The following is a 25031-nucleotide window of genomic DNA, read 5'->3' as shown; positions in this document are numbered from 1 at the left end:
GCATCCGACAAATCCCCGCGACCCATGACTGCTCCTCAAAAAGCAGTCTTGAATCAGAAGGAGGCGGGCTTGGGAATCCCTTTTGTCAACACGGCCTAGATTGCGTTCATTGGCGCCCGAACCTCTTGCAAAGACAATCATGTTGCCTTGCAGGTCGTCCTCATAGCTTATGGTAAATGTTCCAGGATTGACCCCGCAATCCACAATAGCTTCTGCGACCGGCCTAGTCGGCAAAGGCGGCATTTGAGGGGCCGCATCAATCAATCCAACCTCCCGACCTTTGCACTTGAAGCATCAAGCATAGCATAGTGCGGTTCGTCCGCAATCGGTCGCTAGCCGACGAAACTCATTTTCCGTTCGTGTCGAGCGAAGTCGAGACACCCAGCGACACGGCGCCTAGCGCGAGGGGCATCTCGACTTCGCTCGATGCGAGCGGGCAAGGAAGCGCGAGTGTCTACTTCAGGTCGGACGCCGCCATTTCATCCCAGCAAATCGCTGTCCTACAAAACCGGGCCGCGCTAGCCTCCTGCTTATGCCGTTTGTCTCCGCCCATCTTGGTCGCTTGGCCGCTTCGACGCGGCCGCCCTCAAAGCGAAGAAGGAGGTATTTTGACCCTGCGCACCGGTTCTCTTGTCGCGTTTGGGCTGCCGTTGAGGCCGCGCGCGGCTGCGCGACTATGATTTGCGCGTGAAGTTTCGCAGTTTTCCGTCTCTTTTTCCGATCGGGCCGTTGCGCCGCGTCGGCAGTCCTGCTAGCCGCGCCCGCGTCATTTCCCGCCAGAAGGTACTGCCATGTCCGAGTCCATCAAGCGCGTCGTCCTTGCCTATTCGGGGGGACTCGACACCAGCGTCATCCTGAAATGGCTGCAGGTCACCTATGGGTGCGAGGTGGTGACCTTCACCGCCGATCTGGGACAGGGTGAGGAACTCGAACCGGCGCGGGCCAAGGCCGAGCTGATGGGGATCAAGCCAGAGCATATCTACATCGACGATGTGCGCGAGGAATTCGTGCGCGACTTCGTTTTCCCGATGATGCGCGCCAACGCGCGTTATGAAGGCGATTATCTGCTCGGCACGTCGATCGCGCGGCCGCTGATTTCGAAGCGGCTGGTCGAAATCGCCCGCGAAACGGGCGCCGACGCGGTGGCGCACGGCGCGACGGGCAAGGGCAATGACCAGGTGCGCTTCGAGCTGTCCTGCTACGCGCTCAACCCCGACATCAAGGTGATCGCGCCGTGGCGCGAATGGGATCTGACGAGCCGCACCGCGCTCATCGACTTCGCCGAAAAGAACCAGATTCCGGTGCCGAAGGACAAGCGCGGCGAAAGCCCCTTCTCGACCGACGCGAACCTGCTCCACACGTCCTCGGAAGGCAAGGTGCTCGAGGATCCGTGGCAGGAAACGCCCGATTACGTCTATTCGCGCACCGCGAATCCCGAGGATGCACCCGACGCGCCCGAATATATCGCGATCGATTTCGAACGCGGCGATGGCGTCGCGCTCAACGGTCAGGCGATGTCGCCCGCGACGCTGCTCGCGGCGCTTAACGACCTCGGCCGCAAGCATGGTATCGGCCGCCTCGACCTCGTCGAAAACCGCTTCGTCGGCATGAAGTCGCGCGGTATGTACGAAACGCCGGGCGGCGAAATCTATGCCCGGGCGCATCGCGGGATCGAAAGCATCACGCTCGATCGCGGCGCGGCGCATCTCAAGGACGAGCTGATGCCGAAATATGCCGAGCTCATCTACAATGGCTTCTGGTTCGCGCCCGAGCGCGAGATGCTGCAGGCGGCGATCGACCACAGTCAGGAAAAGGTGAGCGGCACCGTCCGCCTGAAGCTCTACAAGGGCAATGCCAGCGTCGTCGGCCGCAAGTCGCCGAACAGCCTCTACAGCGAAGCGCATGTGACCTTCGAGGATGATGCCGGCGCCTATGACCAGAAGGATGCGGCGGGCTTCATCAAGCTGAACGCGCTGCGCCTCAAGCTGCTCGCGAAGCGCGATCGGTGACGCAGACGGGCAAGACGGCGATCCGGCAGGCCCGGGTGCCGTGGCGCTTTGTGCTGTTCACCGTCCTGCTCGCCGACATACCGCTCTTTCATCTGCGCTTCGCCTGGCCCGAGGCGGCGTTGCTCGGTTTCGTCGCCGCAGCACTGGTCTTCTTCGCAACGCTGGTGCCGCTGTTCCGCGACGGCAATGGCGCGATCCGGGAACAGGCCGAGCGCAACGATCCCGATCAGCTCATCTCGCTCGCGATCACCGTCGCAGTGCTGATGCTTGTGCTGTTCGGCGTCGGCTTCATTCTCCACGGCCGCGCCGACGCGCCGCTGCTCTGGCAGAAGATTTTGGTGCTCGGCACGCTGCTCGTCGCCTGGCTGTTCTTCAACATGGTGTTCGCGCTGCACTATGCGCATCTGTTCTACGCGCCCGATCGCAAGGGCGAGTATCGCGGCGGCATAGACTTTCCGGGCGAGCGTCAGCCCGGATATTGGGATTTCGCCTATTTCGCCTACACGCTGGGAATGACCTTCCAGACGAGCGATGTGGAGATCCACAGCCCCCATTGGCGCCGCATCGCACTGGTCCAGAGCTTTGCCGCCTTCGTCTTCAACATCGGCGTCATCGCGTTCACGATAAACAGTCTCAGCGGCGGTTGAACCGGATTGCCGGGCCGATGGTCGCGCGACGCGGCGTTTCCTGTCTCCATTCTCCCCCGCTTATGCTAATTTGCGGAAATGGGGCGGACTCGGAGAACAGCATATGGATGCGCCGCCCGCCCATGATTCCGCCCGACACGAATGGATACCCTGCCTCATCTGGCTGCCACGCCTGGCCCTGATCATAACGACGCATGGCATCGCCACGCGCCTGCTATTGCCCGGTGCCTATTATGTGCGCTGGTCGCGCTCGCTGGGCCGCAAAATCTATCGCCGGCGCCATTAACTTCCTTTGGAAAGTATATTGTCTCGATTTCGCGAACGAATGGCACTGAATTTCACAAATAACGGCTTAGCATGACGTCACATCCTGCGCTAAGGGCGACGTCATGACCGCCATGCGCTTTTTTTCGGACAATGCCGCCGCCGTCCACCCCGCCGTAATGGAGGCGCTTGCCGCCGCCAATCATGTCGACACCGCCTATGACGGCGACGCGATCAGCCAGTCGCTCGACGCGGCCTTTTCGGACCTGTTCGAAACCTCTTGCGAGGTTGTGTGGATTGCGACCGGCACCGCGGCGAACAGCATCATCCTCGCCCATTTCGTACGGCCGTGGCAGGGTATCCTCTGCTATGAAGAGGCGCATATCGAAGTCGACGAATGCGGTGCGCCGACCTTCTATTCGGGCGGCGCCAAGCTGATGACGCTGCCGGGCGCGGGGGCAAAGATCGACGCCGAGGCGCTGAAGGCACGCATCGCCGGCATCCGCAAGGATGTGCATCAGGTGCAGCCCGCCGCGATCAGCATTACTAACGCCACCGAATATGGCTTGGCGTGGCGGCCGGACGAGGTGCGCGAAATCAGCGAAATTGCGCGGGCCAACGGCATGAAGCTGCATATGGACGGCGCGCGTTTCGCCAATGCGGTCGCCTTCGCCGGCTGTTCGCCCGCTGATGTGACATGGCGCGCCGGGGTCGATGCGCTGTCTTTCGGTTTCACCAAAAACGGTGCGATGATGGCTGAGGCACTGGTTTTCTTTGGTGGCAGCGGCGGTGCCGGCGTTCGCGAGCTCAAGAAGCGCGGCGGACATCTGCTCAGCAAGGGACGCTTCGTCGCCGCGCAGATCCGCGCTATGCTGAAGGACGATCTGTGGCTCGCGAATGCGCGCGCCGCCAATGCCGGCGCGCAGGCGCTCGCGCAGGCGTGCGGCGACCGGCTGATGCACCCCGTCGAGGCGAACGAACTCTTCGTGCGGCTGAGCGCAGAGGAAGCCGCCGACCTGCGCGCCCTGGGCTTCGACTTTTACGATTGGGGCGAGGGCGCCGCGCGTCTCGTCACCAGCTGGGACCAGGATGCCGCCGCGGTGGCGCCGCTCGCCGCCGCGATCGCGGCGCTATGACCGCACCGTCGGCGTCGCTGCTCAGCCCGCGCGTCCTGCTTCCCTTTGCGCTGGTAACGCTGATCTGGGGATCGACCTGGATCGTCATCAAGGGACAGCTTGGCATCGTGCCGCCGAGTTGGTCGGTCACCTATCGTTTTGCGGTCGCGGCGGCGGCAATGTTCGCCTTTGCCGTTATGCGCCGCGAGCGATTGATGCCGGGTCCGCGCGCGCTGGCGTTCGGGGCCCTGCTCGGCGTCGCGCAATTCGCCTTCAACTTCAATTTCGTCTACCGCGCCGAACAGCATATCACGTCGGGGCTGGTGGCGGTGCTGTTCGCGCTGCTGATCGTTCCCAACACATTGCTCGGCCGCCTGTTCCTCCGCACACCGATCGAGGCGCGTTTTCTGGCGGGGGCGGGGATTGCGATCGGCGGGGTGGCGATGATGATCCTGCACGAATATCGCGCCGCCGCGCTCGACGCGCACGCCGTGCTGATCGGAACCGCGCTCACCCTGTCGGGGGTGCTCAGCGCCTCGGTTTCCAATGTGATGCAGGGGACGCATTTCGCGCGCGCGCAGTCGATGATCGTGATGATCGCGTGGGCCATGCTGTTCGGCGCGCTTGCCGACGGCGCCTTTGCGTGGATCACCACCGGTCCGCCGCGCATCGAGGCGACGCCGGCCTATATCGGCGGCGTCTTCTATCTCGGCGTCATTGCGAGCGCCGTTACCTTCCCGCTCTATTTCGGCGTCATCCGCGCGGTGGGGCCGGGCCAGGCGGCCTGGTCGAGCGTGCTGATCCCGATCATCGCGATGGGCTTTTCGACCGCGCTCGAGGGCTATCACTGGGCGCCGCTGTCGATCGCGGGCGGCGCGGTCGCGCTTGTCGGACTGGTGATCGCGGTCGCGAAACGGCCCGCCAAACCCTCAGTAAGCGGCAATATGGTGTCTTTGCCGGTCGAGCGCGACTAGCCCGCGCTGATCCGCTCGATATCGGCGCCGACCGCCTGCAGCTTTTCCTCCAGCCGCTCATAGCCGCGGTCGAGATGATAGACGCGGTTGACCTCGGTCTGGCCCTGCGCCGCCAGCCCCGCAATGATCAGGCTCATCGACGCGCGCAGGTCGGTCGCCATCACCGGCGCGCCGACCAGATGATCGACGCCGCGGACGATCGCGGTGCGGCCCTTGACCTGGATGTCGCAGCCCATGCGCGCCAGTTCGGGGACGTGCATGTAGCGGTTTTCGAAGATCGTCTCTGTAAACAGCGAGGCGCCGGTACCGAGCGTCGCCATCGCCATGAACTGCGCCTGCATGTCGGTGGCGAAGCCGGGGTAGGGCGCGGTCGACAGTGTCACGGGTTCGGCGCGGCCGTCCATCGCGACGCGGATCCCGGCCTTGGTCGTCTCGACCGTCGCGCCGGCTTCGCGGAGCGCGGCGAGCGTCGCTTCCATCTCGTCCGCCTTGGCGCCGACCAGTTCGACATCGCCCTGGGTGATCACCGCGGCGCAGGCGTAGCTGCCCGCTTCGATGCGGTCGGCCATCACGCGATAGGTCGCGCCATGCAGGCGGTCGACGCCTTCGATCGTCAGCGTTTCGGTCCCGATGCCGTCGATATGCGCGCCCATCGCGACCAGGCAGTTGCACAGATCGACGATCTCGGGCTCGCGCGCGGCGTTTTCGAGAACGCAGGTGCCCTTGGCGAGAACCGCCGCCATCACCGCATTTTCGGTCGCACCGACCGACACGACCGGGAAGGTGAACTTGCCGCCGGCAAGGCGCCCGCCGGGGGCGACGGCCTTCACATAGCCCGACGCGAGTTCGATCTCGGCGCCGAAAGCCTCCAGCGCCTTCAGATGCAGGTCGATCGGGCGATTGCCGATGGCGCAGCCCCCCGGCAACGATACGGTGGCTTCGCCCGCGCGCGCCAGCAGCGGGCCGAGCACGAGGATCGACGCGCGCATCTTGCGGACGATGTCATAGGGCGCGACGGTCGAGGTCAGCGTCGTCGCGCGCGCGGTCATCACGCGGCCGAAATCTTCGGGCCGCGATCCTTCGATCGTCGTCGAACAGCCGAGCTGGTTGAGCAGATGCCCGAAGCCGTCGACGTCGGCGAGCCGCGGCAGGTTGCGCAGGGTCAGCGGCTCGTCGGTCAGCAGCGCACAGGGCAGAAGGGTGAGCGCGGCGTTCTTGGCGCCCGAGATGGGGATACGGCCCTTGAGTCGCTGGCCGCCGCGAATGACGATCTGATCCATCGGGCGTCTTTAGCGGATGCGTGGGTGCGTGCAAGCGGATGCGGTGGTCGGGTTGCGAGCGAAGCAGGACATTTGCGGCATCGTCATCCCCGATGGCGGAGGAGTGGGTGTCCAGCGTCGATATTGAGTGCGCCGGCGGGCGCCGGGAAACACGAAGCGGTTCCCCGTAGGGCCATTTGATACCCTGCAGCCGCCACGGTCGCCACCGACCCGCCATTTGTTGCAGCTTGCCAGGGGCGACGCGCTCGGCCAGACGGTTTTGAAATGAAACCAGAGGAGCGATGCATGAGCGGCGATTTCGATCAGGTGCGGGTCAGGCTGGCGACGGGGGTCGAGCTCGACGTTGTTGATATGGGGCCGCGCGATGCGCCGGTGCTGATCTTCCTCCACGGCTTTCCCGAATCGCACCGCACCTGGCGCTTTCAGCTGCCGCATTTCGCGCAGCATTTCCGCTGCATCGCGCCCGATCAGCGCGGCTATCGCGGGTCGTCGAAGCCGCAGGACGCCGCCTCCTACACCCCCGACAAGCTGATCGCCGACATCTTCGCGCTCGCCGATGCGCTGGATGTCGCCGATTTCACGGTCGTCGGGCATGATTGGGGCGGGGCGATCGCGTGGGGTGTGGCGCTCGGCGGTCAGACGGGGGGATTGCATCCCGAATGGTCGGGCCGCGTCACGCGGGCGGTCATCGCCAATGCGCCGCACCCCGCGATCTTTCAGCGCTTGCTGCTGACCAATGCCGAGCAGCGCGCGGCGAGCCAGTATATCCGTACCTTCCGCGATCCTGCCAGCGACGCGATCATCGAGGAGCATGGCATCGCGGGCATCCTGGCCCATGCCTTTGCGGGCAGGGTGCCGAGCGGCGGGATCCAGCCGCCCGACGAGATCGCCCGGCTGCTCAAGGATTGGGAGGATCGCGACACCTGCCGCGCGATGATCAACTGGTATCGCGGTTCGCCCGCCAATGTGCCCGCAATGGACGACCCCTATGCCGAGCCGCCCGCGATGCCTTTTCCGAAGCTGACGATCCCGACGCTGGTCGTCTGGGCGCTCGACGATGTCGCGCTGCCGCCGTGCAATCTCGACGGGATCGAGGAACTGGTGCCCGATATCACCATCGTGAAGGTGCCGGGCTGCGGCCATTTTGTGCCTTGGGAAGCGCCCGATGCGGTCAACGCCGCGATGGACGAATTTCTCGCCGCAAACTGACCCGCGTCGCCGTTTCGCGGAGCCCGAAAAACGGCGGACGACTGTAACAGTCGCCCGCCGGAGGGGTCGGTTTTGGGGTGCACCTTCAGTCCGTCCACTGGTTTGCGACCCAAAAACTGAAGGTGCGATTTAACCATAGATTTGGCCTATATTGCAGGCTTTCAGATTCTCCCGCATTCGGCATATTCGCTGGATGAACGCGGGAGAAGTCAGGGCAATCGCCAAGGTCGACCGGATCGACGGCCCGAGCAGTTGGACGGTGTCTGGCGATTGTCACATGCTGATCCTTTACGAAGCGGGCAGCTACCACTGGCTTGAAACATGGCTCGACGGACGGCGGACATCGCTGGGCGATCCGATCCCCGGCGAAATGTGGCTGGCGCCCTTCGGTCACGAATATCGTGCGACGGCGCAGGGCGGCGCGGTGCGGAGCATCGAGGTCGAAATTCCGCATCACCGGCTCGCCGTTTCGCCCCATGCGCGGGCGATCGCGGGGCATGATGATCCGGCGATGGCGGCTCTCGCCCGCGCGCTCGCGGCGGGCGATGCCCAGGCGGGCGACGCGCTGATCGCCGCGATCGCCGAACGGCTCGCGACCACGGCGACGCTTCCGGTGCAGCCGGGCATCGCGCGCCGTATCGACGATCTGATGCGCTATATCCAGAAGGGCCTTGAAACCCAGCTGTCGGTCCACGAGCTTGCCGAGGAAGCGGGCATGTCGGTCAATAATCTGATCGTCCAGTTCGCGCGCGCGACAGGCCGGACGCCGGCGCAATATGTGCTGCACCAGCGGTTGCGTCGTGCCTGCTGGTTCCTGCTCAACCGGCCGCTGAGCGTCGCCGAAATCGCCTTTGCAACCGGCTTTTCGAGTCACGCGCATCTTTGTGCTGTGTTTCGGCGCAGGCTTGCTATGTCTCCCGGCCAGTGGCGCAAACTTATGAAGGGGAGGGCAAGCGTCGATGGCGAGGACCAATCTGTTTCGGGCGCGTGACGCGCACGGCCATGCGCCGGTCACCTATATCGAGCTGTTCTTCGACCTCGTTTTCGTCTTCGCGATAACCCAGCTTTCGCACGGTCTGCTCGCGCATCTGTCGCTGATGGGGGCGTTGCAGGCGCTGATCCTGCTGTTCGCGGTCTGGTGGGTGTGGATTTACACGACCTGGGTTGCGAACTGGCTCAACCCCGACCGCGCCAATGTCCGCCTAATGCTGATCCTGCTGATGCTCGCGGGGCTCGCGCTGTCGAGCGCCATTCCCTATGCCTTCGGCAAGAATGGCTGGCTGTTCGCCGCGGCCTATTGTTCGATGCAATTGGGGCGGTCGCTTTATGTCGTCTGGGCAAGCTGGGGGATCCACGACGGGCGCGCCCGCAATTTCGCGCGCATCGCCTTCTGGTCGCTGCTCACCCTGCCCCTGTGGATCGCGGGCTGCTTCGCGGATGCCGAGGTGCGGATGCTGTGCTGGGCGGCGGCGCTCGCCATCGAATATGCCGGTCCCTTCGCTTTTTTTGCGACGCCCGGGCTGGGCCGGTCGAACGCGGCCGACTGGGACATCGCCGGGGCGCATATGGCCGAACGCTGCGCGCTGTTCATCATCATTGCGCTGGGCGAGGGGGTGCTCGTCACCGGGGCGACCTTTGCAACGTTGCCGCAGGACGCGCTCCACTGGACGGCTTTCGCGACCTGCTTTCTCGGCAGCGCGGCGCTGTGGTGGCTCTATTTCGACACCGGCGCGGTGCGCGGGAGCAAGCTGATCGAGGCGAGCGGCGACGCCGGGCTGCTCGCGCGCAATGCCTATACCTATTGGCATATCCCGATCGTCGCGGGGCTCGTCGTCTCTGCGGTCGCCGACGAAATGCTGCTCGCCCACGCCAAGGGGCATATCGAGCCGGCCTATCTCGCCGTTGCCGTCGGCGGCGCGCTGCTCTTCCTCGTCGGCAATATGGGGTTCAAGCGCGCGACGAACGATCGGCCGCTGCCGCCCTTTTCGCATATGCTCGGCTGCGCGCTGCTGCTCGCGATCGGCGCCGCGGCCTGGTTCGGCCATTGGCAGCCGCTGACGCTCGGCATGGGAATTTTCGGCGCGCTGTTGTTCACCGCGATCTGGGAATGGGGATCGCTCAACGGCGGCTGGCAGCGCTGGGCGCCGGGACTTGGCCGGCTATTCGGCGCCGATCCCGATGCCTAGCCGGATGTTTCAGGGGAGGAATCCATGTCGCACACCATGATCATGCTCATCGCCGCGCTGGCCCTGCTGGTCCTGCTGCGCCTGTCCATTCGCGACGCCGCCCGCGCGACCCGGCTGTTTCTGATCCTGTGGTTGGTCGTATCGGTCGCCAATCTGCTCTTCGGCGTGCTTTCGGCCGGCTATGGCTGGGACGAGGAGGCGATGGTGTGGCTGCTCGTCTTCGGCGTCCCCGCGGCGTTCGCGCTGATCACACAGCGGTTCAGGGTGCGGGGTTGATCAAACAGCCGTTGGCACCGGCATAGCGTGCGCTGCGCGACGCGAGCAGCGGCACGCTGCCCGTCACCGTCTTCGTCGCCGGATCGTCGCTGAGTGACACCAGTTCCATGCCGGGTTCGAAGTCCGTCTGGCAACTGTCGAGGCTGCGTCCCTGGACATAGCGGCACGAGCAACCGACGCGCGCGGCATAGGCCGAGCCGAGTTCGGCCTGCGCCTTGAACGACGGAAATTGCCAGATCAGGAAGATCAGCAACAGGACGCCGAACCCCGCCGCCCATGGCAGGCAGCCGCCCCAGCGGTTCGCTCCGCGCCTGCGGCCGTGCAGGCGGCGCGGCACTTCCGGGCGCTCGCCGGTCGGCGTCGGCGCCGCAGCAGGTTCGCCCGTTGCCGTTTCGGGTGGGTTGGTGTTACTCACGGGCGGCCATGATCACGAAAAAACTCCTGCTGGCAAGTGCCGCGCTCGCGCTCCTGGGTGGCTGGTCGCTCACGCACGCCGCGGGGCAGGGCAGCATGGCGCCGCCTGCACCGGCACCGCGGCTGGGTGCATCGATCGACGATGTCGTGCCGGTCGCTGCGTCGCCCGCGCTCCCGGCGCTCGATCCGGTGGTGAAGGCGAAGGCCGATGCGCTGTTCGACGATGCCGGCGATGTCGGGGAGACGCGCGCACTGCTGGTCCTGCGCGACGGCAAGCCGATCTACGAACGCTATGGCGCCGGCTTCGGCCCCGATACCAAGCTTATCAGCTGGTCGATGGCCAAGAGCATTACGGCCGTGCTGACCGGCTTTCTGGTCGCCGACGGCCAATTGTCGCTCGACGGTCCCGTGCCGGTCGCGGCATGGCAGCGCAGCGGCGATCCGCGCGGTGCGATTACGCTCAGGGATATGCTGCACATGTCATCGGGCCTCGAACATGTCGAGGAAGGTGACCCGGTTTGGCGCGGCGACACGGTCGACATGCTGTTCGGCAAGGGGGCGCAGGATATGGCCGCCTTTGCCGAGGGCAAGCCCGCGATCGCCAAACCGGGCGAAGTCTTCAACTATAGTTCGGCGACCAGTGTCATCCTTGCCGATATCCTGACCGACGCACTGACCCCGTCCTCGAACCCCGACGCTCGGCGCGACGCGATGCTCGATTTCATCCACGGCCGCCTGACCGAGCCGCTCGGCATGACCAGCCTGACCCCCGAATTCGACGCGCATGGCACGATGGTCGGCGGATCGATCATGCATGCGACCGCACGCGACTATGCGAAGTTCGGCGAATTCCTGCGCAATCATGGCGTTGCGAACGGCCAGCGCCTGCTCCCCGAAACCTGGATGCGCTTCATGCTGACGCCGTCGCCCAACGATGCCGGCTATGGCGGGCACATCTGGCTCAACCGGGCGCGGCCCGCGGGCGTGGGGGCGGCGCTATGGCCCGATCGCGGGCCGAACGACCTGTTCGCCTGCATCGGGCATCAGGGGCAATATATCATCGTGTCGCCGTCTCAGCGGATCACGATGGTGCGGCTCGGCATAACGAAGGACAAGCAGTTCCCGGCGCTCCGCCGCCATCTCGCCGATCTGACTGCCGCGCTCTAAGGCGCTGCGCCGCGATCGTCAGAGCAGGAATTCGCCGGTCAACGTCGTGACGCAGCGACCCGAAAGCTCGACCTGATCGCCGTCGATATGACAGCCGACTCGCCCACCGCGCTCGCTCGCCTGCCAGGCGGTAAAGCGGTCGCGCGCCAGTCGGCGCGTCCAATAAGGGGTAAGGACGCAGTGCGCCGACCCGGTGACGGGGTCTTCATCTATCCCCGCGCTTGGCACGAACACCCGGCTCACGACATCGGCGCCCGCTGGGTCGCCCGCGCCGTCGGCGGTGGCGATCGCCTGCACATCGCCCAGCGCCTTGAGCGCCGCCATGTCGGGCGCCAGCGCGCGCACCTCGCGCGGATCGGCATAGACCAGCAGCGCATAGCGCCCCTCATGCCACAGCGTCTCGACCGGCGACCCGCCGACCGCGGCTGCGATCTTTGCCAAGGGCTTGGGTTCGGGACGATAGGCGGGCAGGCGCATGCGATATCCGTCCTCGTCATCGCGCGCGACGGTCAGGATGCCCGCATGGCGCGTGCGAAAGCGCATGTCGCCGCGCCACTGGGCGGTGGTCAGCAGTACATGCCCGCTCGCCAGCGTCGCATGGCCGCACAGCGCGACCTCCTGCCTGGGCGTGAACCAGCGCAGTTCGTAATCCGCCTCGCTCGTTTCGTCGGGGACGACGAAGGCGGTTTCGGAGAGATTATTCTCCGCCGCGATCGCCTGAAGCATCGCGTCGCTCATCCACTCATCAAGCGGCATGACGGCCGCCGGATTGCCCTCGAACGCCCGCTCGGCAAAGGCGTCGACGCGCGTGATCGGCAGGCGGCGCCAGCTCATGGGTAGAGCAGTCCGCTCGTCCAGCCATCGCCCGCGCGCACGAACAACGTGCGTTCGTGCAGGCGATGCGCCCGGTCCTGCCAGAATTCGATTCGCTCGGGCGTCACGCGCCAGCCCGACCAGCGTGGCGGACGCGGCACGTCCTGTCCTTCGAAGCGCGCCTGCATTTCGGCAAAGCGGCTTTCGAAGCTTTCACGAGCGTCGAGCGGACGCGACTGCTGGCTGGCCCAGGCGCCGAGCTGGCTGTCGCGGCTGCGCGTCGCGAAATAGGCATCGGCGGTTGCGTCGTCGACGGTCGATACCGGGCCTTCGATGCGAATCTGTCGGCGCAGCGACTTCCAGTGAAAGAGCAGGGCGACATGCGGGTTCGCCGCAAGCTCGCCGCCCTTGCGGCTGTCGAGATTGGTGTAGAAGACGAACCCGTCGGGGCCATGCCCTTTTAGCAGGACCATCCGCACCGACGGATGGCCGTCCGCCGTCGCGGTCGCCAGCGCCATCGCATTGCTGTCATTGGGTTCACTCGCGCGTGCCTCGCCATACCATAGGTCGAATAGCGCGAAAGGATCGGTCGTCGTCATGCCGGCTCAATACTCCGCGTCGCGCCTCTGGTCGAGCAAAAGCGTCGGGAACTTGACCCTCTGCGCAGCCATTACCACATGGCGCGCAATCGGCCCTTCACGGCCAGTCACTTATCGGGCTACAGGAGACAGATGGCAGATCCCTATTCCACCCTCGGCGTGGCGAAAAACGCAAGCGAAGCGGAAATCAAATCCGCTTATCGCAAGCTTGCAAAAGAGCTGCATCCCGACCGGAACAAGGAAAATCCGAAGGCGTCGGAGAAATTCTCCGACGTCACCAAAGCCTATGACCTGTTGTCCGACAAGGAAAAGCGCGCGCAGTTCGATCGCGGCGAAATTGATGCAGAGGGCAATCCCGCCATGCCGTTCGGTTTCGGCGGCGGCGGCGGCGGCTTTCGGGGCGACCCGCGCGGCGGGCCGCAGGGGGGCTTCGGCGGTTTTGGTGGCGAGGGCGCCGACTTTGGCGACATATTTGAAGGCCTGTTCGGCGGTCGCGGTGGTGGCGGCGGATTTGGTTTCGGCGGGGGACGCAGCGCGCCGCCGCAAAAAGGCGCCAATGTCGCCTATCGGCTGAGCGTTTCGTTCGTCGATGCGGCGACCCAGGCGATGCAGCGGATTACGCTTGCCGATGGCAAGACCATCGACCTCAAGCTGCCGGCCGGAGTCGAAACCGGAACGCAGATGCGCCTTGCGGGCAAGGGGCAGCCGGGCCCGGGAGGCAATGGCGACGGTATCGTGACGATCAGCGTCAAGGATCATCCCTTCTACGAACGCGATGGCGACAATATCCGCCTCGACTTGCCGATCACGCTGAACGAAGCGGTCAAGGGTGCGAAGATCAAGGTGCCGACCGTCGACGGACCCGTGATGTTGTCGATCCCCGCGGGCTCCTCGTCGGGCAAGGTGATGCGCCTCAAGGGCAAGGGGTTCAGCAGCAAGGGCGGCGGCCGGGGCGACCAGCTCGTCCGGTTGATGGTGGACATTCCTTCGGGCGACACCGCACTCGAAAAGGCGCTCGAAGGCTGGACCGATACGCGGCCGGTGCGGGCCGATCTTGGCGTGTGATGCGTGGTTGAACGTCCCGGGCAGCAAGACGCCGCAGCGCTCGAACGTCAGGTAGCCGAAGAGGTCGGCAGGGAATTTCTGGCCGAAGGCCACTCGCCCCATTCGCCCGAGGCACGCGCCGAGCGCGCCAAGCGCATGCACCTGCGCGGGCGGGCGCAGGGCGTCATCGAACGCGGACGCGAAACGCTCGGCCCCGGGACGCGCATCTTTCGCGTCGCGCGCCGGGTGGTGGTCGGCACCTACACCGACGGGTTCATCCACGCCGGAAATCTTGCCTATCTTGCGCTGATCGCGCTCTTTCCCTTCTTCATCCTGCTCGCTGCGGTGCTCAGTCTCGTGGGCGGCGCTTATGGCAGCGAGCGGGCGATCGAAGCGGTCTTTTCGACGATGCCGCCATCGGTTGCGCGCGCGCTCGCGGGGCCGATCGCAGAGGTAATGAGCGCGCGGACGGGCATTTTCCTCTGGCTCGGCGCGCTCGTCGCGCTGTGGACCGTCGGCAGCCTGATCGAAACGATCCGCGACATCTTGCGCCGCGCCTACGGCACCCATTTTTCCAAGGGCTTTTTCCACTATCGGCTGGTGTCGATCGGCATCGTCACCGGCGCGGTCGTGCTGATGCTGATCTCGTTCAGCATGCAGGTGCTGATCGTTGGCATCGAACAGTTCGTCGAGCGCGTCCTGCCCTCTGCCTATCAGTCGGCGGGCGTCGTCGCCATTTCGCGCGGCGTATCGGGGCTGGGGCTGTTCGCCGCCATCTATTTTCTCTTCCTGTCGCTGACGCCGTCGAAATATCGCGGGCGACAATTTCCCAAATGGCCCGGCGCGCTCTTCACCACCCTGTGGTGGATGGCGGTCACTCTGGCGCTTCCGCCTTTGCTCGCCAGCCTGTTCCGCTATGACGCGACCTACGGCAGCCTTGCCGGCGTCATGATCGCGCTGTTCTTTTTCTACCTCGTCGGATTGGGTATGGTGATCGGCGCCGAACTCAACGCGGCGCTCGTCGAGGTTGAGGATTTGGGCCACGACGCTATTGGGCGCGTCGACGATATTGTGGTCGGTAACGACAAGACCGGAGAATAAATATGGGTCTGATGAAGGGAAAGCGCGGGCTGATTATGGGGCTTGCGAACGACAAGTCGCTTGCCTGGGGCATCGCGAAGGCCCTGCATGCGCAGGGCGCCGAACTTGCCATTTCCTATCAGGGCGAGGTGATGGAAAAGCGGGTGAAGCCGCTCGCCGACCAGCTCGGCTGCGATTTCCTGATCGATTGCGACGTCAGCGACATGGCCAATCTCGACCAGGCCTTTGCCACGCTCGCGGCGCGTTGGCCGACGATCGATTTCATCGTCCACGCGATCGGCTACACCAACAAGGAGGCGCTGCGCGGCGCCTATGCCGATGTCGGGCTCGAAGACTTTCTGATGACCATGAACATCAGCGTCTACAGCTTCACTGCGGTCGCCAAGCGCGCGGCGGCGATGATGACGCCCTATGATCCCGAAACGGGGCAGGGTGGCGGCGCGATGCTGACGCTCAGCTATTATGGCGCAGAAAAGGTCATTCCGCATTACAATGTGATGGGCGTCGCGAAGTCGGCGCTCGAAACCAGCGTCAAATATCTCGCCAACGACTATGGGCCGCAGGGCATTCGCGTCAACGCGATCTCGGCGGGACCGATCAAGACGCTGGCGGCGAGCGGAATCGGCGATTTCCGCCTGATCCTGAAGTGGAACGAATATAATGCGCCGCTGCGCCGCAATGTGACGATCGACGATGTCGGCGGCTCGGCGCTCTATCTGCTCAGCGACCTGTCGACGGGCGTCACCGGCGAAACGCATCATGTCGATGCGGGCTACCACACCATCGGCATGAAGCAGGAAGACGCGCCGGACATCGCGCTTGCCTGATGCGATCGCGGTCCGCCGCGCCCGTGCGACGGACGCGGCGGCAATCGCGGCGCTGCATCGCGCAGCTTTCGCCGCAACAGACTTTGGCTATCAGGGTGAGGCCGAACTCGTAGCGCTGGTCGAGGCCGATGGCGATGCGCTTGTTTCGCTCGTTGCCGAGTGCGCCGGTACGGTCGCCGGGCATATCCTCTTCAGTCGCATGAGCGCGGTCGCGGACGGCCGGCCTCTTGCTGCGGCCGGACTCGCGCCGGTGGCCGTGCTTCCCGATTGGCAGGGGCAGGGCGTTGGCGGCATGTTGATCCGCGAGGGGCTGGCGGCGCTGCGCGATCAGGAGATCGCGTTGTGCGTCGTGCTTGGCGATCCGGCCTACTACACGCGCTTTGGCTTTTCCGCCGATCTTGCGGCGCGCTTCGCGTCGCCGTTCGCGGGCGAGCATCTGATGGCGATGATGCTCGATCCGGCGGCCGTCTGGCCGGTCGCGGGCCGGGCCGATTATGCCCCTGCCTTTGCGCGGATGGGCTGAGCGCGCTTGAATTGCGGCGCGATTCCCGCCATCGGCGGGGCATGGATTTCGCGCTCGCCCTCGATCATGTCCAGATCGCCATGCCGATGGGCGGCGAAGCGCAGGCGCGCGCCTTTTACGGCGCGCTATTGGGCCTCGCCGAATTGCCCAAGCCCGCCGACATGACGGCGCGCGGCGGCTGCTGGTTCGCGCTCGGCGACCGGCAATTGCATCTGGGGGTCGAGGGCGATTTCCGGCCTGCCAGAAAGGCGCATGTCGCGCTCGCCACCGACGCGCTCGACGCGTTGCGCGCACGGGTCGAGGCGCATGGTCATCCGACGAAGGATGACAGCCCCGTCGAGGGGCGTTACCGTTTTTTCACCGAAGATCCCTTCGGCAACCGCATCGAGTTCATGGACAGGACGCCGCGCACATGAGTTTCAACAGCTTCGGTCGCGTTCTGCGCTTCACCACCTGGGGCGAAAGCCACGGGCCGGCGCTCGGCGCGGTGGTCGATGGTTGCCCGCCGCGCCTCGCGCTGTCCGAAGCCGATCTTCAACCCTGGCTCGACAAGCGGCGCCCCGGCCAGTCGCGGCACACGACGCAGCGGCAGGAGCCCGATCAGGTGCGCATCCTGTCGGGAGTGTTCGAGGGCAAGACCACCGGCACGCCGATCAGCCTGATGATCGAGAATGTCGACCAGCGGTCGAAGGATTATGGGGAGATTGCCCAGGCCTATCGCCCCGGCCACGCCGATTATGCCTATGACGCCAAATATGGCATCCGCGACTATCGCGGTGGCGGACGGTCGAGCGCGCGTGAGACCGCCGCGCGCGTTGCGGCCGGCGGGGTCGCGCGGCTGATCCTGCCAGAGGTGCAGATCCATGCGTGGGTCGCCGAAATCGGCGGCGATGCGATCGACCCTGCGAACTTCGATCTCGAAGAGATTGATCGCAATCCCTTTTTCTGTCCCGATCCGGCCGCGGCGCAGCGCTGGGAAGGGCTGATGGACGCCGCGCGCAAGTCGGGCAGCTCGCTCGGCGCGGTGATCGAATGCGCGGCGAGTGGCGTTCCCGCCGGCTGGGGCGCGCCCATCTATGCCAAGCTCGATGCCGACCTCGCCTCTGCGATGATGGGTATCAATGCCGTCAAGGGCGTCGAAATCGGTGCGGGCTTCGGCGCGGCGCGGCTGCGCGGCGAGGAAAATGCCGATCCGATGCGACCCGCGAGCGACGGCAGCAACCGCCCCGATTTCCTCTCGAACAATGCCGGCGGCATTGCCGGGGGCATCTCGACCGGCCAGCCCGTCGTCGTCCGCGTCGCGTTCAAGCCGACCAGTTCGATCCTGACCCCCGTGCCGACGGTGAACAAGGCGGGCGAGGCGACCGACATCATCACCAAGGGGCGCCACGATCCCTGCGTGGGTATCCGCGGTGCGCCGGTGGTCGAAGCGATGATGGCGCTCGTCCTCGCCGATCACAAGCTGCTCCAGCGCGCGCAGTGCGGATAGTCGCCGAATGATCGCCGCGGCGCAGGCCTTCATCGCCCAGCATCAGGCGATCATCGGCCTTGTCGTGCTCGCCCTGATGTTCGTCGGCTTCGTGATGGAGCGCTTCCCGGCGACCGTCGTCGCGATCCTCGGCACCTGCACCTTCCTCTTCCTCGGCATCCTGTCGGGCAAGGATCTGTTTTCGGTCTTTTCCAATTCGGCGCCAGTGACGATTGGCGCGATGTTCATCCTGTCGGGCGCCTTGCTGCGCACCGGCACGCTCGACGCGATCGCGAACCGCATCATCGCGCGGGCGCAGCGGCACCCGAAGCTCGCGCTCGCGGAGATGTTCCTCGGCGTCTATGTCGCCTCGGCCTTCCTCAACAACACGCCGGTCGTGGTCGTGATGATCCCGATCATGCTCAAGCTGGCGAGCGCGCTGGGGATCAGCGCCAAGCGGCTGCTGATGCCGCTGTCTTTCGTCTGCATCCTCGGCGGCACGACGACGCTCATCGGCACCTCTACCAACCTGCTCGTCGCCGCGGTGGCGCAGGATAATGGCCTCGATCGCTTCGGCATCTTCACCATCACCCCGGTCGGGCTTGTTGCGGGGGTTTCGGGCACGCTGGCGCTGCTGCTGATCGCGCGCCGCTTTCTGCCCGACGATTCGCCGTCGCAGATCGCGCTCAGCCAGGAACATCGCACCTTCCTCTCCGAAGTGCGCATCCTGAAGGACGGCAATCTGGTCGGGCGGCGTGTCGGCGACGTGCCCTTCGTCAAGCGCGCCAATGTGAAGCTCGTCGCGATGAAGCGCGGTGCGACGCTGCGCCGGTCGAACCTTGCCGACGATATATTGGAGCCCGACGACCGCCTCGTCCTGCGGCTTGAGCTTGCCGAACTCCTGTCGCTGCGGGCGAACAAGAATGTCGCCATCGGCCTGACCGCCGGGCACGACAATGCCGACCAGAATGACGAGGCGATCGTCGAGGCGATGATCGCTCCCAGCCACCCGGCGATCGGCCGGCGGCTGATCGAAATACCGTTTCTCTCGTCGCTCAAGGTCCGCATCCTCGGCATGGCGCGCTTTCGCAAGACGCCGGGCCCCGACCTCCCCAATGCGCGCGTTCAGGCGATCGATCGTGTGCTGGTAACGGGGCCGGCGGACCAGATCGAACAGCTCTATGGCCATCCGCACCTCTATGGCGTCGGATCGACCAGCGAGCGCGAGTTTCGCCGCAACAAGGCGCCGATCGCCATCGGCGCGCTCGTCGGCGTCATCCTGCTGGCGACGTTCAATGTGATGGACATAGGCGTCGCCGCGATCATCGGGGTCGGGCTGATCCTGGTGACGCGCTGCATCGACGCCGACGAGGCGTGGGATTCGATCGATGGCAATGTCCTTGTCCTGATCTTCGCGATGCTCGCGGTCGGGCTGGCGCTCGAAAATTCGGGTAGCGTCGAACTGGTCGTCGGCGAACTGACGCCGTTGCTGCGCAGCGTACCGCCGTGGGGGCTGGTCGTTGCGACCTATATCCTGTCGGTGCTGCTCACCGAAATCGTCACCAACAACGCGGTCGCCATTCTGGTGACGCCGCTGGCGATCGCGGTGGCGCGGCAATTGGGGGTCGATCCCTATCCACTGGTGATCGCAGTCATGTTTGCCGCATCGGCCAGCTTCGCCACACCTATCGGCTATCAGACGAACACGCTGGTCTATGCGGCGGGCAATTACCGCTTCATCGACTTTTTCCGCGCGGGCATTCCGCTGACGCTTGCCGTTGGCGCCGCGACCTGCGCAGCCATTACTTTTCTTGTGTAGGCTCTGAAGATTCTGGCGATTGCTCCGCGGGCACCGGGCTGTTAGGCCCCCCATTTACATTCGGCGGGGACCGGAACAGGGGAGCGAATTGATGGCGAAACGCCTCACAATCTACATTTTGATCGGCATGGTTCTGGGGGTCGTCGCCGGCTATCTGGTGCGCGTTATGGTTCCCGCGGGCAGCGAGGCCTTCGATAATTGGCTGCGCGGCTTTTCGATGCTCGCCAATATTTTCCTCAATCTGATCAAGATGCTGGTTGCGCCGCTGATCCTGGGCACGCTGATCGCGGGGATCGCGCATATGGGCGACAGCTCGGCGCTCGGCCGCATCGGGGTCCGCGCCATTTCGTGGTTCATCATCGCCAGCCTGATCTCGATCAGCCTCGGCCTGATCATGGTCAATGTGCTCGAACCGGGCGCCGGGCTGCATCTGACCGTCGGCGCCCATTCGGCGGCCGAAGTCGGCGAGGTCAAGAAACTCGACCTGTTCGAATTTGTCGAACATATTTTCCCCAAGAATATCGTCGCCGCAATGGGCGAAAATAACGTCCTCCAGATTCTGGTCTTTGCGCTGTTCGCGGGCGTTGGCCTGTCGGCGATCGGCGAGAAGGGCGCGCCGCTCGTCCGCGGGGCCGAGGCGCTCGCCGAGCTGATGCTCCAGATCACCGGCTATGTCATGCGCCTCGCGCCGCTCGCGGTGTTCGGTGCGCTCGCCAAGGTGGTAGCACAATATGGGCTCGGCATCCTTGCGACCTACGCCGAACTGCTCACCGGATTCTACATGTCGCTCGTCGTACTGTGGGCGCTGTTGCTCGGCATCGGGGCGATCTTCCTCGGCAAGCGGATCGTCGAACTGATCCGTTATATCCGCGAACCGATCCTGATCGCCTTCTCGACCGCCTCGTCCGAAGCCGCGATGCCGAAGCTGTTCGAACAGCTCGACCGCTTCGGGGTGCCGCGCCGCATCTCGGGCTTCGTGCTGCCGCTCGGTTACAGCTTCAACCTCGACGGGTCGATGATGTACGCAAGCTTCGCGACCATCTTCATCGCGCAGGCCTATGGCATCGAACTGTCGATCACGACGCAGATCCTGATCCTGCTGACCCTGATGGTGTCGTCGAAGGGCATTGCGGCAGTGCCGCGCGCCAGCCTGGTCGTCATCACCGCGACGCTCGCCATGTTCGACCTTCCGGTCGAGGGCGTCGCGCTCGTCTTCGCGATCGACCAGTTCCTCGACATGGGGCGCACCGCGACCAACGTCGTCGGCAATGCGGTGGCGACCAGCGTCATCACCAAATGGGAAGGCATGCTGGAGGTCGAGGATCCGGCGTTCGACGACCGTCCGCATGCACCGGCGCATACGTCGCATCACGGGATGCGGGGGCTGGACCTTCAGGAAGATATGGTCGAGGATAGGACCACGCCCCCGGCCGACCGCGCCTGACGCCCAGCTTTTCGGCCGCTCCCACCCACGGGCGCGCAAGGAGCTGAGCCATGACCGAAACCAAAGCCCCGCCCGGCGGGGATGAGGAGGCGCGCGCCAAGCAATTGCAATGGCGTATGCTGTTCGGTTTCGTCGGCGGCCTGATCGCCGGACTTGCCGCGCATTATGGTGCGGCGGGCGCCGGCTGGGTCGACAGTGCGACGACTTACGTCACCGGTCCGATCGGCCAGATTTTCCTGCGCCTGCTGTTCATGCTCGTGATCCCGCTGCTGGTGTCGGCGCTGATCGTCGGCGTCGCCGAAATGGGCGAGATGCGGGCGTTGAAATCGGTGGGCATCCGGACGCTGCTCTACACGGTCGTCGTCTCGTCGATTGCCGTCGCGATCAGCCTGCTGCTCGTCAATCTCATCCAGCCCGGGGCGGGGGTCGATCCGGCGCTGGCCCGGAATCTGATCGCCGAGGGCGCGGAGGGCGCCAGGGCGATTACCGACCGCGCGGGCGAGGCGAAGTCGGGGATGGATGCGCTCGTTGCGATCGTGCCGAGCAATTTCATCGGCGCGATGAGCGAGAATGATGTGCTCGCCGTGATGTTCTTCGCGCTCTTCTTCGGTATTGGCCTGATGCTTGTCCGGACGCCGCAGACGGCGGCCCTCAAGACCGCGATCGAGGGTGTGTTCGAAGTGTCGATGAAGCTGATCGGCCTCGTCATCCGCCTCGCACCGATCGCCATCTTCTGTTTCATGTTCAATCTTGCCGCGCAGTTCGGCTGGGATCTGATGGTGCGCCTGTCGGCTTATGTCGGGGTCGTGCTGCTGGCGCTCGGGCTCCAGATGTTCATCGTCTTTCCGGTGATGTTGCGGCTGCTTGCGAACAAGTCGCCGACGGCCTTCTTCCGTCAGACGCAGGAAGCGTTCGTGATGGCCTTCGCGACATCGTCGTCGAACGCGACGCTGCCCACCGCGCTGCGCGTTGCGCACGACCGGCTGCGCCTGCCCGACCGGGTGGCGCGCTTCGTGCTGACGCTCGGCGCCACCGCAAACCAGAACGGCACCGCCATGTTCGAAGGCGTGACCGTGATCTTTCTTGCACAATTCTTCGGCATCGACCTGACGCTTCAGCAGCAGCTGATGGTGATGCTCGTCTGCATCCTCGGCGGTATCGGCACCGCGGGGGTGCCGGCGGGGTCGCTGCCGGTAATCGCGCTCATCCTCGCCTCGGTCGGGGTGCCGCCCGAAGGGATCGGTCTCGTGCTCGGCGTCGACCGCTTCCTCGACATGTGCCGCACGACGCTCAACGTGATCGGCGACCTTGTTGCGGCGACCGTGGTGTCGGCGGGCACGAAGGACGAAGCGCGGCCATCACCGGCCTGATACGTCCCGGCCGCCCGGCGCCGGTCAGTTTTCGCGAACGTGTCCCGATCTGTCGCCGCGGCTAGGGCGCGGCGCATCGCGGGAGGATCGCGCCGGCGGTGCACTTGCCGCAGGCGGCGGCGGCGTTCGCACGGCGGGTGCGGGTCGCTGTGGCGCGGGAGCCGCACTGGTTGCAGGCGGCGTATTGACGACCGGGGACGGGCGCTGCCGGTTTCCGGTCCATTCACCCGAAGGCGCGGGCCGCGGGCGGAGGACGCCGGGACCGCGCGTAGGCCGCGACGGCGCCGTGACGGGATCGCCTGAGGGGCGCGTCGGGGTGCTGCCCACCGGTGGACGCGGGCGGATGACGCCCGGACCGCGATCGGGGCGTCCCGGGTTGCCGCTGGTCGGCGGGGTACCGGCGCCGGGCCGACCGCCGGGCGGGCGCGTCCCATGCTGGCCGTCGCCGTCCCGATCATGCCCCTGCCAGCCGCCGGGGCGATGGGGGCGTCCGCCGTGATCGCCGCCGCTCGACGGCGGGCGGCCTTGCCAGTGGCCGTCGCCGCGGTCGCCGCGATGCTTCCACCAGGCGCGGCGCCCGCCCCAATAGTTCAGATACTGGCCGCGCAGCGGGTAGCGGTTGCGATAATTGTCGAACATCCACATGCCGTAGCCGGGGTAATAATAATTGTCGTACCAGCCGCCGCCGAAACCGATCTGGACGAAGCCGCCGCTATAATCGGTCGGATCGTAACAGTCGTAGCCATAGCCGTCCGAATAGGCATAGGGATCATAGTCGTAATAGTCGTTGGCGCAGACCCCCGCCGAGGCATAGCTCGGGCCATAGAGATCGCCGTCATAGTAGCAGCCGCCGAGCGTCGCGGTGGCGAGGGCGCCGAGAGCGAGGGAGAGGGGCTTTTTGAGGCTGTTGGGCATGATGCCATCCTTCCTTGGCGCAGCGATGGAGGCGCCATATCGGAATCGAAACTGCACGAAGCGAGTTGAATTTGCGGTGAATGGTCGCCGGCGCCGGAATAAGACTTACTTGCAACAATGTCAGTAAGCCGATAGTCTGCGCCGACATCGTACAAAATGAAGGATTTGCCGCGATGAATGCCCCCACGACGATCGAATGGTCGGAACGCCGCTTCGGACCCGAGACCGCGCACTGGATGCCGCGCAACGCGGAGACCGCGCTCGATCATATTCCCGGCGACGACGGGATTCCCGTGCTCGGCACGACGCTGGCGCAGCTCAAGGATCCGGTCGGCTTCACCAACCGCATGGTCGCGCAGCACGGCAAGGTCTATCGCGCCAAAAGCTTCGGCGGCCGCGGCGTGTCGCTCGTCGGGCCCGAAGCGAACGAGCTTGTCCTGTTCGATCGCGAAAAGATCTTCTCGTCCGAACAGGGGTGGGGGCCGGTGCTCAACCTCCTGTTCCCGCGCGGCTTGATGCTGATGGACTTCGAAAAGCATCGCGCCGACCGCAAGACGCTGTCGGTTGCCTTCAAGCCCGAACCGATGCGGCATTATGCCGGCGCATTGAACGAGGGTATCGGCAGCCGCATCGGCGCATGGAGCGGCAAGAGCTTCAAATTCTATCCGGCGATCAAGCAGCTCACGCTCGACTTGGCCGCGACGAGCTTTCTCGGCATCCCCTGGGGGCCAGAGGCGGAACGGATCAACAAGGCGTTCGTCGACATGGTGCAGGCGTCGATCGGCATCATACGCGTGCCGATGCCTTTCACCGCCATGGGCCGCGGGGTCGCGGGGCGCAAATTCCTGGTCGATTATTTCACGCGGCTGGTGCCCGAACGCCGGGCATCGGAAGGCGAGGATATTTTCACCCAAATCTGTCACGCCAAGGACGATGACGGCGAATATCTCAGCGTCGAGGCGATCGTCGATCACATGAATTTCCTGATGATGGCGGCGCACGACACCATCACCAGTTCGATCACCTCGCTCGTCTGGCTGCTCGCCCGGCATCCCGAATGGCAGGACCGGCTGCGCGACGAAATGCTGGCCGTCGCGCCGGCGGGCGAGGGCGTGGGGCACAACAGCCTTGGCGAGCTTGAACTGATCGAAATGGCGTTCAAGGAGGCATTGCGGCTGATCCCGCCGGTGCCCGCGATCCCGCGCCGCGCGCTCCGGGATTTCGAATTCGGCGGCTACCATATTCCCGCCGGCACCAATGTCGGGATCAACCCGAGCTATACGCATATGATGGCCGAATATTGGCCCGACCCCGAACGCTTCGACCCGCTGCGCTTCGCGCCCGACGCGGTGCGGGGCCGCCACAAATATGCATGGGTTCCCTTCGGCGGCGGCGCGCACATGTGCCTGGGGCTGCACTTCGCCTATATGCAGGCGAAAATCTTCTTCCACCATGTGCTGACGACGCATCGCATCCGTATCGCCGACGGTTATGCCCCCGACTGGCACATGTGGCCGATCCCGCGCCCGAAAGACGGGCTGACGGTCACCTTCGATCCGCTCTGATC

Annotated in this window: 25 protein-coding genes; 19 read left to right on the top strand and 6 right to left on the bottom strand. The window is 65.1% G+C overall.

Features of this window, described 5'->3' with window-relative positions; translation table 11 throughout:
• Positions 1-264, bottom strand: a 264-nt coding sequence (locus tag ATE59_RS18260) for a hypothetical protein (protein ID WP_231737363.1), incomplete at its 3' end; no start/stop codon positions are given.
• Positions 265-791: 527 nt separating this feature from the next.
• Between ATE59_RS18260 and ATE59_RS13300 the strand changes: the two genes are divergently transcribed.
• The 4 genes from ATE59_RS13300 (at position 792) to ATE59_RS13280 (ending at position 5009) form a co-directional block, all read left to right on the top strand.
• Positions 792-2009, top strand: coding sequence for an argininosuccinate synthase (locus ATE59_RS13300; RefSeq protein WP_058812776.1), 1218 nt, complete (start codon positions 792-794; stop codon positions 2007-2009).
• The gene (locus tag ATE59_RS13295) at positions 2006-2656 is read left to right on the top strand and encodes a DUF1345 domain-containing protein (protein WP_058812775.1); all 651 of its coding nucleotides are present in this window, start codon (positions 2006-2008) and stop codon (positions 2654-2656) included. The genes ATE59_RS13300 and ATE59_RS13295 overlap by 4 nt, the downstream gene beginning before the upstream one ends.
• Positions 2657-3054: 398 nt before the next feature.
• Positions 3055-4056, top strand: coding sequence for a threonine aldolase family protein (locus ATE59_RS13285; protein ID WP_058812792.1), 1002 nt, complete (start codon positions 3055-3057; stop codon positions 4054-4056).
• Positions 4053-5009: a DMT family transporter gene (locus ATE59_RS13280; protein ID WP_058812773.1), complete on the top strand. Its 957-nt coding sequence runs from the start codon at positions 4053-4055 to the stop codon at positions 5007-5009. The genes ATE59_RS13285 and ATE59_RS13280 overlap by 4 nt, the downstream gene beginning before the upstream one ends.
• Here ATE59_RS13280 and murA read toward each other — a convergent pair.
• Positions 5006-6289, bottom strand: a complete 1284-nt coding sequence (gene murA / locus ATE59_RS13275) for a UDP-N-acetylglucosamine 1-carboxyvinyltransferase (protein ID WP_003049268.1) — start codon at positions 6287-6289, stop codon at positions 5006-5008. The genes ATE59_RS13280 and murA overlap by 4 nt on opposite strands.
• Before the next feature lie 285 nt (positions 6290-6574).
• Here murA and ATE59_RS13270 point away from each other — a divergent pair, with 285 nt between their 5' ends.
• The 4 genes from ATE59_RS13270 to ATE59_RS13255 all read left to right on the top strand — a co-directional run bounded on the left by ATE59_RS13270 (position 6575) and on the right by ATE59_RS13255 (position 9960).
• Complete coding sequence (locus ATE59_RS13270) at positions 6575-7498, top strand: alpha/beta fold hydrolase (RefSeq protein ID WP_058812772.1); 924 nt, start codon at positions 6575-6577, stop codon at positions 7496-7498.
• A 193-nt stretch (positions 7499-7691) separates the two neighbouring features.
• Entirely contained in the window at positions 7692-8489 is a 798-nt protein-coding gene (locus tag ATE59_RS13265; protein ID WP_058812771.1) for an AraC family transcriptional regulator, read from the top strand.
• The gene (locus ATE59_RS13260; RefSeq protein ID WP_058812770.1) at positions 8458-9684 is read left to right on the top strand and encodes a low temperature requirement protein A; all 1227 of its coding nucleotides are present in this window, start codon (positions 8458-8460) and stop codon (positions 9682-9684) included. The genes ATE59_RS13265 and ATE59_RS13260 overlap by 32 nt, the downstream gene beginning before the upstream one ends.
• Before the next feature lie 24 nt (positions 9685-9708).
• A complete protein-coding gene (locus ATE59_RS13255; protein ID WP_058812769.1) occupies positions 9709-9960 on the top strand; it encodes a hypothetical protein in 252 nt (83 codons plus the stop codon).
• Here the strand turns inward: ATE59_RS13255 and ATE59_RS13250 are convergent.
• On the bottom strand, positions 9944-10375 hold the full coding sequence (locus ATE59_RS13250) for a hypothetical protein (protein ID WP_082657426.1): 432 nt from the start codon (positions 10373-10375) through the stop codon (positions 9944-9946). The two genes, ATE59_RS13255 and ATE59_RS13250, sit on opposite strands and share 17 nt — an antisense overlap.
• Positions 10376-10383: 8 nt before the next feature.
• Between ATE59_RS13250 and ATE59_RS13245 the strand changes: the two genes are divergently transcribed.
• A complete protein-coding gene (locus tag ATE59_RS13245) occupies positions 10384-11541 on the top strand; it encodes a serine hydrolase domain-containing protein (RefSeq protein WP_058812768.1) in 1158 nt (385 codons plus the stop codon).
• Between the two features lie 18 nt (positions 11542-11559).
• On the opposite strand, the gene ATE59_RS13240 is transcribed toward ATE59_RS13245, so the two are convergent.
• The gene (locus ATE59_RS13240) at positions 11560-12375 is read right to left on the bottom strand and encodes a PhzF family phenazine biosynthesis protein (RefSeq protein ID WP_058812767.1); all 816 of its coding nucleotides are present in this window, start codon (positions 12373-12375) and stop codon (positions 11560-11562) included.
• Positions 12372-12953 (bottom strand): pyridoxamine 5'-phosphate oxidase, encoded by a 582-nt coding sequence (gene pdxH / locus ATE59_RS13235; RefSeq protein WP_003047963.1) that lies wholly within the window; start codon positions 12951-12953, stop codon positions 12372-12374. The genes ATE59_RS13240 and pdxH overlap by 4 nt, the downstream gene beginning before the upstream one ends.
• A gap of 132 nt (positions 12954-13085) precedes the next feature.
• Between pdxH and ATE59_RS13230 the strand changes: the two genes are divergently transcribed.
• The 9 genes from ATE59_RS13230 (at position 13086) to ATE59_RS13190 (ending at position 22549) form a co-directional block, all read left to right on the top strand.
• On the top strand, positions 13086-14018 hold the full coding sequence (locus ATE59_RS13230; protein ID WP_003047962.1) for a DnaJ C-terminal domain-containing protein: 933 nt from the start codon (positions 13086-13088) through the stop codon (positions 14016-14018).
• A 3-nt stretch (positions 14019-14021) separates the two neighbouring features.
• On the top strand, positions 14022-15098 hold the full coding sequence (locus ATE59_RS13225; protein ID WP_003047960.1) for a YihY/virulence factor BrkB family protein: 1077 nt from the start codon (positions 14022-14024) through the stop codon (positions 15096-15098).
• A 2-nt stretch (positions 15099-15100) separates the two neighbouring features.
• Positions 15101-15925, top strand: a complete 825-nt coding sequence (gene fabI, locus ATE59_RS13220; RefSeq protein WP_058812766.1) for an enoyl-ACP reductase FabI — start codon at positions 15101-15103, stop codon at positions 15923-15925.
• The gene (locus tag ATE59_RS13215; RefSeq protein WP_231737360.1) at positions 15918-16448 is read left to right on the top strand and encodes a GNAT family N-acetyltransferase; all 531 of its coding nucleotides are present in this window, start codon (positions 15918-15920) and stop codon (positions 16446-16448) included. Before fabI ends, ATE59_RS13215 begins: the two co-directional genes overlap by 8 nt.
• Positions 16449-16489: 41 nt before the next feature.
• Positions 16490-16864, top strand: a complete 375-nt coding sequence (locus ATE59_RS13210) for a VOC family protein (protein WP_058812765.1) — start codon at positions 16490-16492, stop codon at positions 16862-16864.
• Positions 16861-17937 (top strand): chorismate synthase, encoded by a 1077-nt coding sequence (gene aroC, locus ATE59_RS13205; protein ID WP_058812764.1) that lies wholly within the window; start codon positions 16861-16863, stop codon positions 17935-17937. The genes ATE59_RS13210 and aroC overlap by 4 nt, the downstream gene beginning before the upstream one ends.
• A 7-nt stretch (positions 17938-17944) precedes the next feature.
• Positions 17945-19735 (top strand): SLC13 family permease, encoded by a 1791-nt coding sequence (locus ATE59_RS13200; RefSeq protein WP_058812763.1) that lies wholly within the window; start codon positions 17945-17947, stop codon positions 19733-19735.
• 91 nt (positions 19736-19826) lie between these two features.
• Positions 19827-21179, top strand: a complete 1353-nt coding sequence (locus ATE59_RS13195; protein WP_058812762.1) for a dicarboxylate/amino acid:cation symporter — start codon at positions 19827-19829, stop codon at positions 21177-21179.
• A gap of 50 nt (positions 21180-21229) precedes the next feature.
• Positions 21230-22549, top strand: a complete 1320-nt coding sequence (locus tag ATE59_RS13190; protein WP_058812761.1) for a dicarboxylate/amino acid:cation symporter — start codon at positions 21230-21232, stop codon at positions 22547-22549.
• Positions 22550-22573: 24 nt separating this feature from the next.
• On the opposite strand, the gene ATE59_RS13185 is transcribed toward ATE59_RS13190, so the two are convergent.
• The gene (locus ATE59_RS13185) at positions 22574-23464 is read right to left on the bottom strand and encodes a hypothetical protein (RefSeq protein WP_058812760.1); all 891 of its coding nucleotides are present in this window, start codon (positions 23462-23464) and stop codon (positions 22574-22576) included.
• A gap of 173 nt (positions 23465-23637) precedes the next feature.
• Here ATE59_RS13185 and ATE59_RS13180 point away from each other — a divergent pair, with 173 nt between their 5' ends.
• Positions 23638-25029: a cytochrome P450 gene (locus ATE59_RS13180; protein ID WP_058812759.1), complete on the top strand. Its 1392-nt coding sequence runs from the start codon at positions 23638-23640 to the stop codon at positions 25027-25029.
• The last annotated feature ends 2 nt before the right edge of the window (positions 25030-25031 follow it).

Source organism: Sphingopyxis sp. A083, assembly GCF_001468495.1.
Lineage (GTDB): Bacteria > Pseudomonadota > Alphaproteobacteria > Sphingomonadales > Sphingomonadaceae > Sphingopyxis > Sphingopyxis terrae.
The sequence above is the reverse complement of the archived record's forward strand: the minus strand, read 5'-3'. Positions and strand labels throughout refer to the sequence as shown.